This is a genomic window from Pseudoxanthomonas sp. PXM04, assembly GCF_014851695.1.
Classification (GTDB): Bacteria; Pseudomonadota; Gammaproteobacteria; order Xanthomonadales; family Xanthomonadaceae; genus Pseudoxanthomonas_A; species Pseudoxanthomonas_A beigongshangi.
In genome coordinates this window covers 54835-72500 of record NZ_JACVAG010000008.1, presented here as the reverse complement: position 1 = coordinate 72500, position 17666 = coordinate 54835, and the positions used below count along the sequence as shown (strand labels likewise).

16 protein-coding genes (1 of these 16 running past the window's edge) are annotated in these 17666 nt (G+C 68.5%); 8 read left to right on the top strand and 8 right to left on the bottom strand.

The window, feature by feature from the left end; genetic code table 11:
- On the bottom strand, positions 1-472 hold the 5' end (the start) of the coding sequence (gene tyrS, locus IB228_RS18495) for a tyrosine--tRNA ligase (RefSeq protein WP_225562544.1). It extends 740 nt beyond the left edge of the window; 472 of the gene's 1212 nt are visible here — the first part of the coding sequence; it begins with the start codon at positions 470-472; its stop codon lies beyond the left edge, outside the window.
- A gap of 181 nt (positions 473-653) precedes the next feature.
- Between tyrS and IB228_RS18490 the strand changes: the two genes are divergently transcribed.
- Together IB228_RS18490 and IB228_RS18485 are read left to right on the top strand one after the other, a co-directional pair.
- On the top strand, positions 654-2111 hold the full coding sequence (locus tag IB228_RS18490; RefSeq protein ID WP_183639578.1) for a peptidoglycan DD-metalloendopeptidase family protein: 1458 nt from the start codon (positions 654-656) through the stop codon (positions 2109-2111).
- A gap of 91 nt (positions 2112-2202) precedes the next feature.
- On the top strand, positions 2203-3348 hold the full coding sequence (locus IB228_RS18485) for an anhydro-N-acetylmuramic acid kinase (protein ID WP_192199485.1): 1146 nt from the start codon (positions 2203-2205) through the stop codon (positions 3346-3348).
- 6 nt (positions 3349-3354) lie between these two features.
- On the opposite strand, the gene IB228_RS18480 is transcribed toward IB228_RS18485, so the two are convergent.
- The 3 genes from IB228_RS18480 to IB228_RS18470 are packed head-to-tail and all read right to left on the bottom strand — an operon-like array spanning position 3355 to position 5719.
- The gene (locus IB228_RS18480; RefSeq protein ID WP_183639580.1) at positions 3355-3582 is read right to left on the bottom strand and encodes a hypothetical protein; all 228 of its coding nucleotides are present in this window, start codon (positions 3580-3582) and stop codon (positions 3355-3357) included.
- Between the two features lie 50 nt (positions 3583-3632).
- Positions 3633-4949, bottom strand: a complete 1317-nt coding sequence (locus IB228_RS18475; protein ID WP_192199484.1) for an MFS transporter — start codon at positions 4947-4949, stop codon at positions 3633-3635.
- Positions 4946-5719 (bottom strand): exodeoxyribonuclease III, encoded by a 774-nt coding sequence (locus IB228_RS18470; RefSeq protein ID WP_141455142.1) that lies wholly within the window; start codon positions 5717-5719, stop codon positions 4946-4948. Before IB228_RS18470 ends, IB228_RS18475 begins: the two co-directional genes overlap by 4 nt.
- 112 nt (positions 5720-5831) lie before the next feature.
- Here IB228_RS18470 and pyrE point away from each other — a divergent pair, with 112 nt between their 5' ends.
- Both pyrE and IB228_RS18460 read left to right on the top strand, forming a co-directional pair.
- A complete protein-coding gene (gene pyrE / locus IB228_RS18465; protein WP_192199483.1) occupies positions 5832-6509 on the top strand; it encodes an orotate phosphoribosyltransferase in 678 nt (225 codons plus the stop codon).
- Between the two features lie 19 nt (positions 6510-6528).
- Positions 6529-7221: a hypothetical protein gene (locus tag IB228_RS18460; RefSeq protein ID WP_183639583.1), complete on the top strand. Its 693-nt coding sequence runs from the start codon at positions 6529-6531 to the stop codon at positions 7219-7221.
- Between the two features lie 56 nt (positions 7222-7277).
- On the opposite strand, the gene IB228_RS18455 is transcribed toward IB228_RS18460, so the two are convergent.
- The 3 genes from IB228_RS18455 to coaBC are packed head-to-tail and all read right to left on the bottom strand — an operon-like array spanning position 7278 to position 11312.
- Entirely contained in the window at positions 7278-9608 is a 2331-nt protein-coding gene (locus tag IB228_RS18455) for a phosphomannomutase/phosphoglucomutase (RefSeq protein ID WP_192199482.1), read from the bottom strand.
- 16 nt (positions 9609-9624) lie between these two features.
- A complete protein-coding gene (dut, locus tag IB228_RS18450) occupies positions 9625-10095 on the bottom strand; it encodes a dUTP diphosphatase (RefSeq protein ID WP_141455139.1) in 471 nt (156 codons plus the stop codon).
- Positions 10092-11312, bottom strand: coding sequence for a bifunctional phosphopantothenoylcysteine decarboxylase/phosphopantothenate--cysteine ligase CoaBC (coaBC, locus tag IB228_RS18445; protein ID WP_192199481.1), 1221 nt, complete (start codon positions 11310-11312; stop codon positions 10092-10094). Before coaBC ends, dut begins: the two co-directional genes overlap by 4 nt.
- Before the next feature lie 94 nt (positions 11313-11406).
- On the opposite strand from coaBC, the gene radC reads away from it, so the two are divergent.
- From radC to IB228_RS18425, 4 genes are all read left to right on the top strand, one after another.
- Entirely contained in the window at positions 11407-12081 is a 675-nt protein-coding gene (radC, locus tag IB228_RS18440; RefSeq protein ID WP_183639586.1) for a DNA repair protein RadC, read from the top strand.
- 107 nt (positions 12082-12188) lie between these two features.
- Positions 12189-13877 (top strand): arginine--tRNA ligase, encoded by a 1689-nt coding sequence (gene argS, locus IB228_RS18435; RefSeq protein ID WP_192199480.1) that lies wholly within the window; start codon positions 12189-12191, stop codon positions 13875-13877.
- Positions 13878-13892: 15 nt separating this feature from the next.
- On the top strand, positions 13893-14726 hold the full coding sequence (locus IB228_RS18430; protein WP_192199479.1) for an SPOR domain-containing protein: 834 nt from the start codon (positions 13893-13895) through the stop codon (positions 14724-14726).
- 152 nt (positions 14727-14878) lie between these two features.
- A complete protein-coding gene (locus tag IB228_RS18425) occupies positions 14879-15628 on the top strand; it encodes an SDR family NAD(P)-dependent oxidoreductase (protein WP_192199478.1) in 750 nt (249 codons plus the stop codon).
- A gap of 85 nt (positions 15629-15713) precedes the next feature.
- Here IB228_RS18425 and speA read toward each other — a convergent pair whose 3' ends face one another.
- The gene (speA, locus tag IB228_RS18420) at positions 15714-17603 is read right to left on the bottom strand and encodes an arginine decarboxylase (RefSeq protein ID WP_183639590.1); all 1890 of its coding nucleotides are present in this window, start codon (positions 17601-17603) and stop codon (positions 15714-15716) included.
- Positions 17604-17666 lie beyond the last annotated feature (63 nt).

Here is a 17666-nt window from a genome sequence, read left to right as displayed (position 1 = left end):
GGGCGGCATAACGCTTGGCGAAGTCGTCGCGCTCCAGCATGCGGGCCACCGTGTGCTGGGCGGCCAGCCGGATCATGTCGGCCGCGGTCATCTGGCCGAACCATTCGGAATTGAAGCGCAGCTCGGTCTTTTCCCGATCCAGCACCTTGTAGACCTGGTCGGCGTAGGTCTGGGCGTTGGCCAACACCTCGTCCCGGGTCAGCGGCTTGCGGGTGACGTTCTTGCCGCTGGGGTCGCCGATCATTCCGGTGAAGTCGCCGATCAGGAAGATCACCTGGTGGCCGAGGTCCTGGAAGTGCCGCATCTTGTTCAGCAGGACCGTGTGGCCCAGGTGCAGGTCCGGGGCGGTGGGGTCGAAACCGGCCTTTACCCGCAGGGGGCGGCCCAGTTTCAGGCGCGCCTCGAGTTCTTCGGGCTTGATGATTTCGTCGGCGCCACGGCCGATCAGGGAAAGGGCTTCTGCGGGGGACAAGGCAAGGTCTTCCGGGTGGGGCCGACGTGAACAGGCGCCGACAAAGTTGAACATCTGGTTAAAGCGAAGTTAAGCGTGATGCTATTCAAAAAAGCCAATCGGCTCAATGGTTTGACGCGAACTCTTAGTGTGACTATGTTACGCCGATTGGGGTCCCGTCTTGGGCCCGAGGTTCGGCTAGATGCAGACTCATGGGGACGGCAGCCGCCGTAAGCAACAATTCCAGCAACGCCTGGAACTCCTTCGCGATTCGACCCTGCACCAGCGGGTGAAACAACATCTGCCGACCGGCCGATGGACCCGCCGCCACTGGATCCACGCCAGCCTGTTCACCACCATCGGCATCATGCTCGCCACGATCGTGCCGGGCTTCTCCAACGCGATCCAGCCGCCGTCGGCCACCGACGCGCGCGCCACGCTCACCCTCAAGCTGCCGCAATTGTCGCGCGAGCGCCAGGAAGGCGTGGCCGGCGACAGCTGGCAGATGGTGCGGGTCAAGCCGGGCCAGACGCTGGGCGCGATCTTCGAGGAATTGAACATCCCGTCGGGCACCATGCACGCGCTGCTGGAAAACGCCGACGCCAAGCGGGCACTCACCCGCCTCAAGCCCGGCACCGAGCTGGCGTTCGACCTGCCCGTCACCGGCGAGCTGCGCACACTGCGTTACGACCGGGATCCGCAGCACCGGATCGAACTCAGCCTGGACGGCGACAAGGTCACCGAGAAAGTGGTCGCGCGCGAGACTACCACCCGCACGGTGGTGCTCAGCGGCAAAGTCGGCCGTTCGCTCAACCGTTCGGCGCGCAAGGCCGGCCTGACCGCCGCCAACGTCAACTCGCTGACCGACGACATCTTCAAGTACGACATCGACTTCAACTCCGACCTCGGTCCGGAGGATCGCTTCAGCGTGGTGGTCGAGCAGACCTGGCGCGAGGGTGAGCTGATCAGCACCGGGCCGGTGCAGGCGGCGACGTTCACCGTGGACGGCAAGCTGCATTCGGGTTTCCGTTTCTCCCGTCCGGGCGGCAAGCCGGAGTACTTCACCGCCGCGGGCCGTCCGCTGAAGAAGAACTTCATCCGCATGCCGATTCCGTATGCGCGCCTGAGTTCGAAGTTCGGTGCGCGCCGCCATCCGGTGCTGGGCACGATGCGCATGCACAAGGGCGTGGACTACGCCGCGGTGACCGGCACGCCGATCATGGCCGCCGGTGATGCGCGCGTGCAGTTCGCCGGCTGGCAGAACGGTTATGGCCGGGTGGTGATCCTGGATCACGGCCGTGGCCACACCACGCTGTACGGCCACATGTCACGGCTGGGCAAGATCAAGGTCGGCCAGCGGGTCGCGCAGGGCACGGTGATCGGCTATGTCGGTTCCACCGGCCTGGCTACCGGTCCGCACCTGCACTACGAATTCCGCATCAATGGCGTGCACCGCAATCCGCTGTCGGTGACGATGCCGCCGCCGGAACCGCTGGCCGGCGCGCAACTGGCTTCGTTCCGCACCTACACCGCCAATGCGCTCGCGCGCATCCGCACGGTGGAGAACATCATCTACGCCGACGTTTCCCCGGCCGAGCCGGCCAAGGAAACCCAGGTCGCCGACGCCAAGAAGCCGGCCGGCAAGTCCAAGAAGGGCTGAGCCGCGGCACCGGGACTTCCGCGAGGGCGGGAGTCCCATGGCGTAGTCTTCGGCGTACCGGCGCGTGCGCGCATAGTCACGGAAACCCGCAATGTCCCCTGCCGACGAGGCGCCCCCGGCGCTCTTCCTGGGCCTGATCTCCGGTACCAGCGCCGATGGCATCGACGCCGCCCTGGTGCGCTTCGATCAGCCTGCCTCCGCGCTGCGCTGTGAATTGCTGCTGGGCCGCACCTATCGCTGGGACGATGCCACGCGCGCCGCGTTGATCGCCCTCGGCCAGGGGGGCGATGCGCCTTCGCTGGACGAGGTGGGCCGGTTGGATGCGTTGACCGGCATCCATTTTGCCGACGCGGCCCTGCGCCTGCTCGGCGAAGCGAACGTTTCCGCCCGCGATGTGCGCGCAATTGGTTCGCACGGCCAGACCATCCGCCATCGTCCGCACGCCAATCCGCCCTTCACCTGGCAGATCGGCGACGGCAACGTGATCGCCGAACGCAGCGGTATCGACACGGTGGCCGACTTCCGCCGCCGCGACGTGGCCGCCGGCGGCCATGGCGCACCGCTGATGCCGGCCTTCCATGCCGCCCTGCTGGGTTCCGCGAGCGAGGAGCGCGCGGTGTTGAACCTCGGCGGCATTGGCAACTTCACCCTGCTGCCGCGCAGCGGCGGTGGGATCGCCGTGCGCGGTTTCGACACCGGCCCGGCCAACGCATTGATGGACGCCTGGTGCGAACGCCATACCGGCGCGGCGTTCGACGCGGGCGGCGCGTTCGCGGCGGGTGGCCAGGCCAATGAAGCGCTGCTGGCGCGATTGCTCGAGGACCCCTGGTTCGCCCTGCCGCCGCCCAAGAGCACCGGGCGCGAACAGTTCCACCTGGCCTGGCTGGAGGCGCGATTGGGCGATCATCCGGCATCGCCCGCCGACGTGCAGGCCACCCTGCTGGAACTGACCGCGGCCACCGTCGCCGACGCCCTGCGCGCCAACCAGCCCGGCACGCGCCGGGTACTGGTCTGCGGCGGCGGCGTGCACAACGCGCGCCTGATGGCGCGGCTGGCGGCCTGGATGCCGGAGGTGAGCGTCGAATCCACCGCCGCTCACGGACTGGATCCGGATTTCGTGGAGGCGATGGGTTTCGCCTGGTTGGCCCGGGAAACCCTCGCCGGGCGGCCCGGCAATCTGCCCGCCGTCACCGGCGCCAGGGGACCGCGGGTGCTGGGGACGGTGTTTCCGGCCTGAACCGGCTCAGAAACCCTTGCCGGCCGGGACGTCCTTCAGGGCGTTGATCGCCGCGGTCAGCGCGTCCACTTCACCATCGTCGAAACCGCTGCGGACTTCCGCCTCGCAGTGGAACAGACCCTGCTCGATCAGGTTGAACAGGGTGTCGTGCATGTTCCAGCCACGGGCCTGGGCAATCCGGCGGATCCGCTCGCTCAGCAGCGGATCGATGTCCTTCAGCACGATGTCGGTCATCTCGGTCCCCCTTGCCTGCCCCGCGCGTCCCCGGTCAGCCCTGCGGCTGATCAGGATGACGTGCCGCCACCTTCATTCTCACGGATATGCTTCCACAACCAGGCCAGCAGCAGCAGCGTCGGGATGACCGTGAGCGCGCTCATCAGGAAAAAGGCGCTGTAGGACGTGGCCTCGACGACGTAGCCGGACACGCCGCCGATGAACTTGCCCGGCAGGTTCGCCAGCGAGACCAGCAACGCGTACTGGGTGGCGGTGAAATTGCGGTTGGTCAGCGATGACATGAACGCCACCAGCACGGTGCCGGCGAAGCCCTGCGAGAGGTTGTCGGCGGTGATGGCGGCGTAGAACGCCCAGATTTCGGAGGGGTGCTGGGCCATCAGCAGGAAGGCGATGTTGGAACAGGCCACCGCGATGGCCGCGATCGCCAGCATCCGGCGGAAGCCGAAAGCGGCCACGCACACGCCGCCGAGGAAGGCGCCGGCGATGCCGGTCCATACCCCGTACAACTTGGAGACCGTGGCGATGTCGGACTTGCTGTAGCCGGAGTCCAGGTAGAACGGCCCGGCCATCACCCCGATCACCTGATCGGGAAACTTGAACAGGCCCACGAACAGCAGCAGCACCACGCCCAGCATCAGGCCATTGGTCTGGAAGAAGCTGACGAAGGGCTGCCAGAACGCGCCGATGAAATCGATGCGCCGGCTCACGGCCGCTTCGGGCGCGTCGGGTTCGCGACTGAACAGCGTGGCCAGGATCGGTAGCAGCATCAGCGCGGTCATCGCCAGGTAGGCGGTCTTCCAGCCGCTGAATTCGGCGATGTAGAGCGCGCCGGCGCCGGCCAGGATCAGGCCAACCCGGTAGCCCAGCGTGTAGGTGGCGGCGAGCGCGGCCTGCGCCTCGGCCGGCGCGATCTCGATGCGATAGGCGTCGACCACCGAATCCTGGGTCGCGCCGGCAAGCGACGCGAACAGCACCCATCCCACCAGCGCGCCGACGCCGAGTTCGGGGCGGGTGAACGCCAATGCGAACAATCCCGCCGCCACACCCAATTGCGCCACCAGCAGCCACGAACGCCGGCGCCCGAGAAACGCGGTCAACGGAAAGGTGTAGCGATCCACCAGCGGCGCCCATACGAACTTGAGCAGGTAGAAAAAGCTGGCGAGGCTGATCAGGCCGATGCTGCCCAGGTCCAGTCCCACGTCGCGCAGGCGGGTGCTGAGCGTCGCCGACGCAATCAGCAGGAACGGCAGGCCACTGCCGAAGCCGAGCAGCAGCATGGTGAAGGCGGCCGGCGTGGCGAATGCGCGCCGGATGCCGGACCAGCCCTTGTAGGACACCGGCGCCTTGGCCGCCGCGGGCACGCTCATCCGGCGTAGTCCACCGTGAACGGCGCGTGGTCGGAGAACCAGCTGTCGCGATAGATCGCGCAGCGCTGCAGGCGGTCACGCAGCGACGGAGTGACGAACTGATAGTCGATGCGCCATCCGACGTTGTTGGCGCGCGCGCCGCCGCGATTGCTCCACCAGGTGTAGTCCTGGCCTTCCGGGTGCAGGCTGCGATAGGCATCGACCCAGCCGCCCTCGTCCACGCACATGCCGTTGAGCCAATCACGTTCGGCGGGCAGGCAACCGGAGTTCTTCTGGTTGCTGGTCCAGTTCTTGATGTCCAGGCGGGTGCGCACGATGTTCCAGTCGCCGCACAGCACGTAGTCGCGCCCGCTGCGGCGCCATTCGTCCAGGATTGGCGCCAGCCAGTCCATCACCCTGAACTTGAAGCCCTGCCGCAGTTCGCCGGAAGAACCGGACGGAATGTAGAAGGACACCACGCTGAGGTTTCCGTAGCGCGCTTCCAGGTAGCGGCCTTCCTCATCGAACTCGTCCCAGCCCAGCGCGGTGCGCACTTCGTCGGGTTCACGCCGGCTGTAGATCGCCACGCCGCTGTAGCCCTTCTTGGTGGTGGCGTCGCGGAACCAGGCCTTGTAGCCCTCCGGCAGGAAGGCCGGGCCGCTGAGCTGGTGCTCCTGCGCCTTGGTTTCCTGCACGCACAGCACGTCGGCGTCCTGCTGGCCGAACCACTCGAAGAAACCCTTGTTGGCGGCCGAACGCAGGCCGTTGGCGTTGAAACTGATGATGCGCATGTGAAAAACGGTCCGCGGGACGGGAAAGGGGTCGCAAGAGCGTACCGCATGCGTGGAGGCCGGTGGCACGGAACCGCTATGCTTCCACCCCTCGCCCGCCGAATGCACCGCCATGTCCGATCACCGCGCCCGCTTCCTCCAGCTCGCCCTGCACGCGCAGGCCCTGCGCTTCGGCGAGTTCACCCTCAAGTCCGGCCGGCTCAGTCCCTACTTCTTCAACGCCGGCCGCTTCGACAGCGGCGCCCGCCTGGCCGAGCTGGCGGCCTGCTACGCCGACGCGGTGGACGCCGCCGGCCTGCAGTTCGATCTGCTGTTCGGCCCCGCCTACAAGGGCATTCCGCTGGCGACCGCGGTGGGCTGCGAGTATGCGCGTCGCGGCCGCGACGTGCCGCTGGCCTTCAACCGCAAGGAAGCCAAGGACCACGGTGAAGGCGGCCTGCTGATCGGCGCGCCGCTGGATGGCCGCAACGTGCTCATCGTGGACGACGTCATCACCGCCGGAACTGCCATCCGCGAGGCGCTGGGCCTGATCCGCGCCGGCGGCGGCCGCCCGGCCGGGATCGTGGTGGCGCTGGATCGGCAGGAGGTGCTGACCGAACCCGGCGACGGACAGGGCAGCGCGCGGCTGTCGGCCGCCCAGGCGGTCGCCGCCGAAACCGGCGTGCCGGTGGTGGCCGTGGCCAACCTGCACGATCTGCTTGATTTCGCCGGGGAAAGCGCGGAACTTGTCCATCACCGCGAAGACCTGCTCGCCTACCGGGCGCGCTATGGCAGCGGTTCGTCGGACTGACGGCAGCAGGGGGCTGCACATGCGGAGTTCCATTTTCTGGCTGGCATTGCCGGTGGGCCTGGTCTCGATGGCGCTGGCCAGCGCGCAGGACAAGCCGGCCGCCAAGAAACTCTATTGCTGGAACGAGAACGGCCAGCGCGTGTGCAGCGATGCCCTGCCGGCCGAGGCCGTGACGCGCGCGCGCGAGGAAATCAACGCCGCGAGCGGCCTGCGCACCGCCGAAGTGGACCGGGCGCTGACCGAGGAGGAGCGCGCGCAGGCGGAGGCGGCGAAGATCCAGGCGCAACTGGACGAAGCGGCGCAGGAAACCCGCCGCCGTACCGAGCAGGCGATGCTGTTGTCCTATCGCAGCGAGGAAGAGCTGCGCCGGGTGTTCAACGAGCGCATCGCCATCGTCGACAACAACATCAAGACCGCGCGCTACAACGTGGTCAGCCTGCGCGAAGGCCTGGTCAGCCTGCTGCAGGTTGCCGGCGACCGGGAACTGGCAGGACAGACGGTAGCGGCCGAGACCACCGCCAACATCCGCAGCCGGCATGCGGATCTGATGCGCCAGCGCCAGCTGCAGGCCAGTTTCGAACGCCAGCGCGCGGAGCTGGACGTGGAAATCGCCGAGATCATGCAGCGCTACCGCGAAATGAAGGGACCCAACCCGGCGTCGGCGGCGCCAGCGACCGGGTCTTCGCCGGCCGCCGCACCGCCCGATGCATGAGCGCCGCCGCGCTCCGGCGCGGCCTGCCGTTGTCGCGCGGAACTCCTTGATCGGGACTAGAAGGTCGCCGTCAGATCCGGCGCCACCAGCGCCAGGTGGGCACGGAACACGTCCTTGATGCGCGCGAGCGCCGCCTCGTTGTCGGCTTCGAAACGCAACACCAGGATGGGCGTGGTGTTGGAGGCGCGCAGCAGGCCCCAGCCGTCGTCCCAGTCCGCCCGCAGGCCGTCGATGGTCGCCACGCGGGCACCGTCGAAGCGCGCCGTCTCGACGAAACGCTCGACCACCGCATGCGGTGTTTCCGCTTCCACCGGCACCTTGATCTCCGGGGTGGCGATGCCGTCCGGCAGCGCCGACAGGACTTCCGACGGCGTGTCCTCGCGCAGGGCCAGGATTTCCAGCAGGCGCGCGGCGGAGTACAGGCCGTCATCGAAGCCGTACCAGCGTTCCTGGAAGAAGAAGTGGCCGCTCATCTCGCCCGCCAGTTCAGCGCCGGTTTCGCGCATCTTGGCCTTGATCAGCGAATGCCCGGTCTTCCACATCAGCGGCGTGCCGCCGTTGCGCAGGATCCAGGGCTGCAGCTTTCCGGTGCATTTGACGTCGTAGATGATCATCGCGCCGGGATTGCGTTCCAGCACGTCGGCGGCGAACAGCATCAGCAACCGATCGGGGAAGATCACGGCGCCCTCCCGGGTCACCACGCCGAGGCGATCACCGTCGCCGTCGAAGGCCAGGCCCAGGTCGGCGTCGAAACGCTTCACCATCTGAATCAGGTCTTCCAGGTTGTGGGGTTCGCTCGGATCGGGGTGGTGGTTGGGGAACGTGCCATCCACTTCGCAGTACAGCGGAATGACATCCGCGCCGATGGATTCAAGCAGGCGCGGCGCGATGTCGCCGGCCACGCCGTTGCCGGCGTCCAGCACTACCTTCAGCGGACGCTCCAGTTGCACGTCGTCGGCGATCCGCTGGATGTAGTCGGCGGCGATGTCGCGTTCCTGCAAGTCGCCCGGGGTGGCGGCTTCGTGCAGCCGGCCATCGCGGATGCGCTCGTACAGATCGGTGATGGTGGCGCCGGAAAGGGTTTCACCGCCCACCACGATCTTGAATCCGTTGTAGTCCGGCGGATTGTGGCTGCCGGTCACCGCCACGCAGCTGCCGGCACGCAACTGGTAGGCGCCGAAATAGGCCACCGGCGTGGGCACCATGCCGATGTCGATGACGTTGCGCCCTGCGCGGCGCAGGCCGGCAATCAGCCCGCCCACCAATTCCGGTCCGGACAGGCGGCCGTCGCGCCCGACCACGATGTCGGTCAGGTCCTGCTCCTGCATCACGCTGCCGATGGCCTGGCCGATGCACTCGGCGACCTCCACGTTGAGGGTTTTGCCGACGATGCCGCGGATGTCGTACGCGCGGAAGATGCCGGGATCGACGTCCACCGGAATTCGTTCTCTGCTCATGCTGCCTGTCTGTGGGGGGGAATTCGTCGGCCTGGCGACCGGCGGCAGCGGATCGCGCTCCAATGCCTGGCCCAGCGTGGGCTCGTCGACATCGGCCACGACCGCCTCGCCGCGGCGCAGGGCGGGAATCTTCAGGCCGCCACGGGCCGCCAGCCAGGCCAGTACCGCCAACGCGGCCGCCAGCACGGCGCCAATCGAACTGCCCAGGGGGCCCAGCCCGAACGGGCCGGATTCACTGTCCGGTTGCGCCGCGGCCACGCGCAGGCCGGTCTTGCCCACGGCATGCGCCATCACTTCGGCCTCGTCGGCCAGGTTCGCGCTGCCGCGCTGGACGACGTTGAAGTTGCCCTGGCGCAGCGCCAGGTAGGTGCCCGGCGGCATCGCCACGGCTTCGAAGCCGGCGGTCAGCCGGGACAGCGGCAGGCGTGCGTAGACCACGCCCTGCGCCGTGTCGACGGCCAGCCCGAGTGCCGCCTTGCCCTGATCCCGGACCACCCGCGCGACCACCGCCTGCCCTTGTTGCGCCGCTTCCAGCAAGGCCAGCCGGCTGTAACCGAATGCGACCGGATCGGCGTAGGCCTGGGCCAGATCGCGCGGCAGGATCTCCACGTGCTCGGCCTCCGCCCAACCCTGCCGGATGGCCTGCGCGGTCGCGGCGGGATCGCTGCCGGCCAGCGCCGCCTTCACCGCGTCGCCGGCCATGCGCCGGGTCAATTGCGCGATCTGGTCCCGGTAAGCGGATTCCAGCGCGGCCACGCCGGCATCGCGGGCCTGTTCCAGTGCTTCGCCGCGATCGGCGTCGCGCCACTGGCGCACGCCGCTCCAGCCCAGCCATCCGGCCAGCAGGAGGCCGAGCACGGCCAACCCGGGCAGTGCCCGCGAAAGGTCGCCCAGCGGCAACCGACGTCCAGCTTCGCTCGATCTGCTCATTCGCGCCCGTCCCCTCTCAGCGCAATCCGGTATGGCCGAAACCGCCTGCTCCCCGGGCGCTGTCGGCGAATGCGTCCACCACCTGGAAGCTTACGCGCACGATGGGCAGCACCACCAATTGGGCGATGCGGTCGCCGGGCTGGATGGTGAAGGCCTCGTGGCCGCGGTTCCAGACACTGATCAGCAGCGGCCCCTGGTAATCGGCGTCGATCAGGCCGGTGCCGTTGCCCAGCACGATGCCATGCCGGTGGCCCAGCCCGGAGCGCGGCAACACCACCGCGCACAGCTGTGGATCGGCCAGGTGCACGGACAGGCCGCTGGGCACCAGCGCGGCGTCGCCGGGCTGCAGGGTGAGGGTGGCGTCGAGCGCCGCGCGCAGGTCGACGCCAGCGCTGGCCTCGGTCGCATACGCGGGCAACGGCCATTCATCGCCGAACCGGGGGTCCAGCAGTTTCAGTTCCACGGATTGCGTGCCAGCCGGGCTCATGCGTTCAGTCGCTCCACGATCAGATCCATCAGGGCGTCGGCCAGCCGAGTCTTCGGCGCCGAACCGAAATCGCGCTCGCCGTCCTTCCAATAGGCGACCAGCGCGTTCTGATCGCTTTCGAAACCGCCTTCGGCGATGCCGACCCGGTTGGCGACGATCATGTCCAGGCGCTTGGCCTGCAGCTTGCCGCGCGCGTAATGCTCGACGTTCTCGGTCTCGGCGGCGAACCCGACCACCAACTTCAGCGCCTGGGTCTGGGCCGCGACCTCGGCCAGGATGTCGGGCGTGCGCACCAGATCCAGGCTGAGGGTTTCGCCGGTCTTCTTGATCTTGTTCGGCACCGCCACCCGCGGGGTGTAGTCGGCGACCGCGGCCGCGCCGATGTAGATGTCGGCCGGCAACGCGCCGAACACGGCCTGGCGCATCTGCGCGGCCGAACGCACGTCGATGCGGGTGACTCCGGCCGGGGTCGGCAGATGGACCGGACCGGCCACCAGCACCACCTCGGCGCCGCGCCGCGCCGCGCTGGCCGCCACCGCGAAGCCCATCTTGCCGCTACTGCGATTTCCCAGGTAACGGACCGGATCCAGATCCTCGTAGGTCGGGCCGGCGCTGACGACGACGCGCACGCCGGCCAGGTCCCGCACGGCCGGCGCGTGGCCGGCGGCCAGCGCGGCGACGATGTCCTCCGGCTCGCTCAACCGGCCGGGGCCGGATTCGCCTTCGGCCAGCGGGCCGTCTTCCGGCCCGATGATCTGCACGCCGCGCGCGCGCAGCACCGCCAGATTGGCCACCGTGGCCGGGTGCTGCCACATCCGGTGGTTCATGGCGGGCGCGACCGTGATCGGCGCGGTGGTCGCCAGGCACAGGGTGGTGACCAAGTCGTTGGCGAATCCGTGGGTCAGCCGCGCCAGCAGGTCGGCGGTGGCCGGGGCGATCAGGATGCGATCGGCCCAGCGCGCGAGTTCGATATGGCCCATGGCCGCTTCGGCGGCGCTGTCCCACAGGCTGGTTCGGACCGGATGGCCGGACAGGGCCTGGAAGCTCAGCGCGGTGACGAACTGCTGGGCACCCTCGGTCATGGCGACCTGCACATCGGCGCCGGCGTCACGCAGCCGCCGCACCAGTTCCAGCGACTTGTACGCGGCGATGCCGCCGCCCACACACACCAGCAGGCGCTGGCCCTGCAGCGGCCGTGGCTCGAGACTTCCGGTCACGTCGGGTTTCCTACAGACGAACAGGGGATTAGCTTACCCGATGGTCCCCTCCCGCCTGATGGCGGCGTGGCGGCGGACCGGGCATCTTGACCATATGCACATCCGAGACTGGCCCATCCACGAACGGCCCCGTGAAAAGCTCTTCACCCGCGGCCCCGCCGCGCTCTCAGACGCCGAACTGCTGGCGCTGTTCCTCGGTTCCGGCCTGCGCGGGCGCGATGCGGTCGCCACCGCCCGCGACCTGCTCTCGAACCACGGACCGCTGCGACGGCTGCTCGACCGTCCGCCCAGGGAACTGGTCGCCCTGCCGGGGCTGGGGCCGGCCCGGGCGAGCCGGATGGCCGGCGCGCTGGAAATCGGTCGCCGCCACCTGGCCGCGGATCTGGAGCGCGGCGAGCAGCTGACCGACCCGACCATCGCCGGCCGCTACTTCAGCCAGCGCCTGCGCGCGCACGATCACGAGGTGTTCGCGGCGCTGTTCCTGGATGTGCGCCACCGCGCGCTAGCGTTCGAGGAGCTGTTCCGCGGCACCCTCGACAGCGCCGAGGTGCATCCGCGCGAGGTGGTCCGGCGGGCCTTGGCGCACAACGCCGCGGCCGTGATCGTCGGCCACAACCACCCGTCCGGGAACAGCGCGCCCTCCGAGGCAGACCGCCTGATCACCCTGCGGCTGCGGGACGCGCTGTCGCTGATGGACATCCGCCTGCTCGACCATTTCGTGGTCGGGGACGGCCCGCCGACCTCGCTGGCGGAGCGCGGCTGGCTGTAGTCAGGGCCAGGGAGTCGCGTCCGCCGTGGCGCGCCGTTCAGGCCGCGCCGGACGCTCCTGCCGGTTCCGCGTAAAATGCCCGGTCCCGCAACATCCGCAGACCCTCCGTGAAAGCCTCCCTACGCGCCTTGATCGCCCAGGGCATCGATGCCCTGCGCCAGGCCGGCACCCTGCCGGCCGACACCGCCACGCCGGATTTCGTGGTCGAGCGACCCAAGACCCGCGAACACGGGGACTTCGCCACCAACGCCGCGATGCTGCTGGCCAAGGCCGCGCGCAGCAATCCGCGCGCCATCGCCACCGCGCTGGTGGCCGCCCTGCCGGCCAGCGACGACGTGGCGAAAGTGGAGATTGCCGGCCCCGGCTTCATCAACTTCCACCTGACCACCGCCGCCTACCAGCGCGAGGTCGCCACCGCCCTGCAGCAGGGTCCCGCCTACGGCCGCAACCAGAGTGGCGCCGGCCGCGTGGTGGGCGTGGAATACGTCTCGGCCAACCCGACCGGTCCGCTGCATGTCGGCCACGGCCGCGCCGGCGCCATCGGCGACTGCATCGCCCGGGTGCTGGCCGCCAACGGCTGGAACACCCGCCGCGAGTTCTACTACAACGACGCCGGCGTGCAGATCGACAACCTGGCGAAGTCCACCCAGGCGCGCGCGAAGGGCCTGACCCCGGACAGCGAAGGCTGGCCGGAGGATGGTTATCGCGGCGACTACATCGGTGATGTCGCGCAGGCCTATCTGGCGGGCGACAGCGTCGAGTTCGAAGGCCACATGGTGATCGGCGGCAAGGATCCCGACAACCTGGACGCCATCCGCCAGTTCGCCGTGGCCTACCTGCGCCGTGAGCAGAACCTGGATCTGGCCGCGTTCGGCGTGTCGTTCGATGTGTATTTCCTGGAAAGCTCGCTGTACGCCGACCGCAAGGTTGAGGAGACGGTCGGCAAGCTGATCGCCTCCGGCCATACCTACGAGGAAGGCGGCGCCCTGTGGCTGAAGTCCACCGACTTCGGCGACGACAAGGACCGGGTGATGCGCAAGTCCGATGGCACCTACACCTATTTCGTGCCGGACGTGGCCTACCACCTGAGCAAGTGGCAGCGTGGCTACGGTCGCGCGATCACCGAACTGGGCGCCGACCACCATGGTTCGCTGGCGCGCGTGCGCGCCGGCCTGCAGGCGCTGGACGAGGGCATTCCCGCCGGTTATCCCGAATACGTGCTGCACCAGATGGTCACGGTGATGCGCGGCGGCGAGGAAGTGAAACTCTCCAAGCGCGCCGGCAGCTACTTCACCCTGCGCGATCTCATCGAGGAAGCCGGACGCGATGCCACGCGCTGGTTCCTGATCGCCCGCAAGCCGGACTCGCAGCTGACCTTCGACATCGACCTGGCGCGCCAGCAGAGCAACGACAATCCGGTGTTCTACGTGCAGTACGCGCATGCCCGCGTGTGCAGCCTGCATCGCCAGGCGACCGAAAAGGGCTACGCCTACGACCCGGCCAATGGCCTGGCCCACTTCGCCCGGCTGGACGACGAATCGTCGCTCGCGCTGATGGTGGAACTGTCGCGCTATCCGGAAGTGGTGGAAGCGGCGGGCGAGTCGCTGGAACCCCATGCCATCGCGCAATACCTGCGCGAGTTGGCCTATGCTTTCCACACGTGGTACGGCGGCACGCCGGTGCTGGTCGAGGACGCCGATGCGCGCGACGCGCGCCTGGCGCTGGCCTCGGCCGTGCGGCAGGCGCTGGCCAACGGCATGGATCTGTTGGGCGTGAGCGCGCCCGAAAAAATGTAACCGGAGATTTTTTGAATGGCGGCACGTCGCGGCAAGAGTCAGGCCACCCGTAATTCCAGCCACGCCACCCCGGCCTGGGTGTGGCTGCTGCTCGGCCTGCTCATCGGTCTGGCGATCTACTTCATCGCGCCCGGCCTGATGAAGAAGGATGGCGACGGCTTCTTCCGGCCGCAGCCGAATCCCGACGCGCAGCCGGCACCGGTGGCTTCGGCCGATGTCGAGGCGGTGGTGCCCGAATCGGCGAGCAACCCCAGCGGCGCCACGTCCGGCGCGACGCAGGCGGCGAATGGCGATGCCGACGCGCAGGCGCCGGCCAAGGAACCGCAGTACGACTTCTACACCCTGCTGCCGGGCAAGGAAGTGCAGATGTCCGACGCGGAGCTGGCCGCCAGCGCGCGCGAGGAAGCCGCGCGCAAGGCACGCGAGGAAAAGGCCGCGGCCGCCGCTGCGGCGGCAACGCCCGCCACCACCACTCCCGCCACCGGCACCACGCCGGCGACGCTGCCGCGCCCGATCGACGAGGCACCAGCGACCGCCGCCGCCACGACATCCAGTCCGGCCACCGCGCCGACGAGCAAGCCCGCGCAACCACGCACGGTCGCCGATGCGGACACCAGCGCGCGCTACATCCTGCAGGCCGGCGCGTTCGGCGCGTCCGGCGACGCCGAGGCCACCAAGGCCAAGATCGCCCTGCTGGGCCTGAGCGCGCGAGTCGAGTCCGCGCAGATCGGCGGCAAGACCGTCTATCGCGTGCGCATGGGACCCTACGGCACCGCCAGCGAACTGGCCGAGGCCAAGCAGAAACTGGCCAGCGGCGGCCTGCCCGCGATGGCCATCAAGGCCCAGTGATCGCGCCGGACTCCCGCGAGCGCAGAGGAGTCCGCATGCCGTATCCCGTTTCGATATCCGCCCGCCACGCGCAGCCCGCGTGGCGGGCTTTTGTTTGTATCCCACCCACACGCTGAATCCCCAGGCGTGCGGCTGATTTTCAAGGAGCCCCCATGACCCGAACCGCCCTCATCACCGGAGCGACCTCCGGTTTCGGCGCCGCCGCCGTGCGCCGTTTCGTCGCCGACGGCTGGCGCGTGATCGCCACCGGTCGTCGCGCGGATCGGCTGCAGGCGTTGGTGGACGAACTCGGCGGCGACCACGTGCATGCGGCGGCCTTCGACATCCGCGACGAAGCCGCCATGGATGCCGCGCTGGCGGCATTGCCGGAAGCCTTTCGCGGGATTGATCTGCTGATCAACAACGCCGGTCTCGCGCTGGGTACCGCGCCGGCGCAAGCGGCCAGCCTGGAAGACTGGCGGACCATGATCGCCACCAACATCGGCAGCCTGGTCACCCTCACCCATCGCCTGCTGCCGGCGCTGATCGAGCGCAAGGGCGCGATCATCAACATCAGTTCGATCGCCGGCAGCTATCCCTATCCGGGCGGCAATGCCTATGGCGGGACGAAGGCGTTCGTCACCCAGTTCTCGCTGGGCCTGCGCTCGGATCTGCACGGCACCGGCGTGCGGGTGACTTCGATCGAGCCGGGCATGGCCGAAACCGAATTCACCCTGGTGCGCACGCATGGGGATCAGGACGCGTCGGACAAGCTGTATGCAGGCGCGGCGCCGATGACCGCCGAGGACATCGCCGAAACCCTGTTCTGGGTCGCCACGCTGCCGCCGCATCTGAACATCAATCGCCTGGAGCTGATGCCGGTGACGCAGTCGTTCGCCGGGTTCCAGGTGCATCGGGGGTGATGGGGGTGTGACCCCGACCGCTTCGCCCCCATCCGCCCTTCGGGCACCTTCCCCCGCGAGCGGGGGAAGGGCAGGTTGTCGGGGCCTATGCCAGTGGTTCGTCCGACAGGTAGGTGTAGCCGGTCAGGCCGGCTTCCAGCGCGTCGGACAGGGCCGCCGCTTCTTCCTGCGGCAATCCGGCTTCGGCGACACGGGTACGGTACGCGGTGCGCAGGTCATCCAGCTTGTAGCCCACGTAATCCAGCATCACGTCGGTGGTGTCGCCGCGGCGCTGCTGGGTGAGCAGGTAGCCGGTGCCGGTGTCGGCGCTGACTTCCACCGCATCGGTGTCGCCGAACAGATTGTGGATGTCACCGAGAATTTCCTGGTACGCGCCGACCAGGAAGATGCCCAGCCGGTAGCTTTCGCCGGACCTGAGCGAATGCAGCGGTAGCGAGGTGTCCAGCCCTTCGTTCTCGACATAGGTTTCCACCATGCCGTCCGAGTCGCAGGTCATGTCGGCGATCACGCCGCGGCGGTCCGGTGCTTCGTCCAGGCGCTCGATCGGCAGGATCGGGAAGACCTGGTCGATCGCCCACACGTCGGGAATCGATTCGAACACGCTGAAGTTGACGAAATACTTGTCCACCAGCCGCTCGTTGAGTTCATCCAGCAGATCCCGGTGGCTGCGCTCGTCGCTGCTCAGGCGCCCGCGCACGGCATGGGCGATGGCGTAGAACAGATCGTCGATGCGCGCGCGATGGACCAGATCCAGCTGGCCCAATGCATAGAGGGACAGGCCCTCGCTGTGGTGGTGCTGCGCTTCGTGGAACAGCTCGACGGCCGGCCGCTCGTCCAGCTCGGCGTGGATCTCGCGCAGATGGCGGATCACCGCCGGTTCGTCGTCGTGGGCAGGCGGCACGCGGCCTTCCGGCGCCTGCTCCACCTCGGCCACGTTGACCACCAGCACCGCGTGGTGCGCGGTCATCGCGCGGCCGCACTCGGTGACGATGCGCGGCGGGGTCAACCCGTGCTGCTCGCAGGCGTCGGCCAGCGGCTGCACGATGTTGCTGGCGTACTGGTTCAGGCCGTAGTTGATCGAGCAGTAGCTGCGCGAACGGGTGCCTTCGTAGTCGATGCCCAGGCCGCCGCCGACGTCGACATGGGTGATGCTCGCGCCCAGTTTGGACAGCTCGACGAAGTAGCGGGTCGCCTCGCGCATGCCGTTGGCGATGTCGCGGACGTTGGAGATCTGCGAGCCCATGTGGAAATGCAGCAGGCCCAGGCAATCCTGCAGGCCGGCGTCGCGCAGGTATTTCCACAGATCCAGTACCTGGCGCGGGGACAGGCCGAACTTGGCCTTGTCGCCACCGCTGTTCTGCCATTTGCCCGCGCCCAGCGTGGCCAGGCGCATGCGCACGCCCAGACCCGGCTTGACGCCCAGCTTGCGCGCCTCCTCGATGACCAGCGGCAGCTCGGAGGGCTTTTCCACCACGATGAAGGTCTGCAGGCCAAGCTTGCGGCCGATCAGAGCCAGCCGGATGTACTCGCGATCCTTGTAGCCGTTGCAGACGATGAGGCCGCCGGGGCGCGACAGCGCCAGCACCGCCATCAGCTCGGGCTTGCTGCCCGCTTCCAGGCCGAAGCCCTCGCCGGCGTGCGAGGCCAGGGTGCCGGCCACGCCGCGATGCTGGTTGACCTTGATCGGGTACACGGCGGTGTAACCACCACGGTAATCCCAGTCGGCCTGCGCCTGGGCGAAGGCGGCCTGCAGCTTGCCCAGGCGGTCGCCCAGGATGTCCGGGAAGCGCACCAGCAGCGGCAGTTTGGCACCGTTGGCGCGGGCGGCATCCACCACCTCCGGCAACGGGATGACCGGTCCGCCGTCGCCCTTGGGCGAGACCACCATGCGGCCGGCGGCATCCACGTCGAAATACCCTTCCGCCCAGTGCGGGATGGAATAGGTCTTGCGGGCTTGGTCGGTGGACCAGGACATCGGCGTTTCCAGCTGAATACGAACGGACGCGCATTCTACAGGCAGTGGTCATGGGGGTTCGTT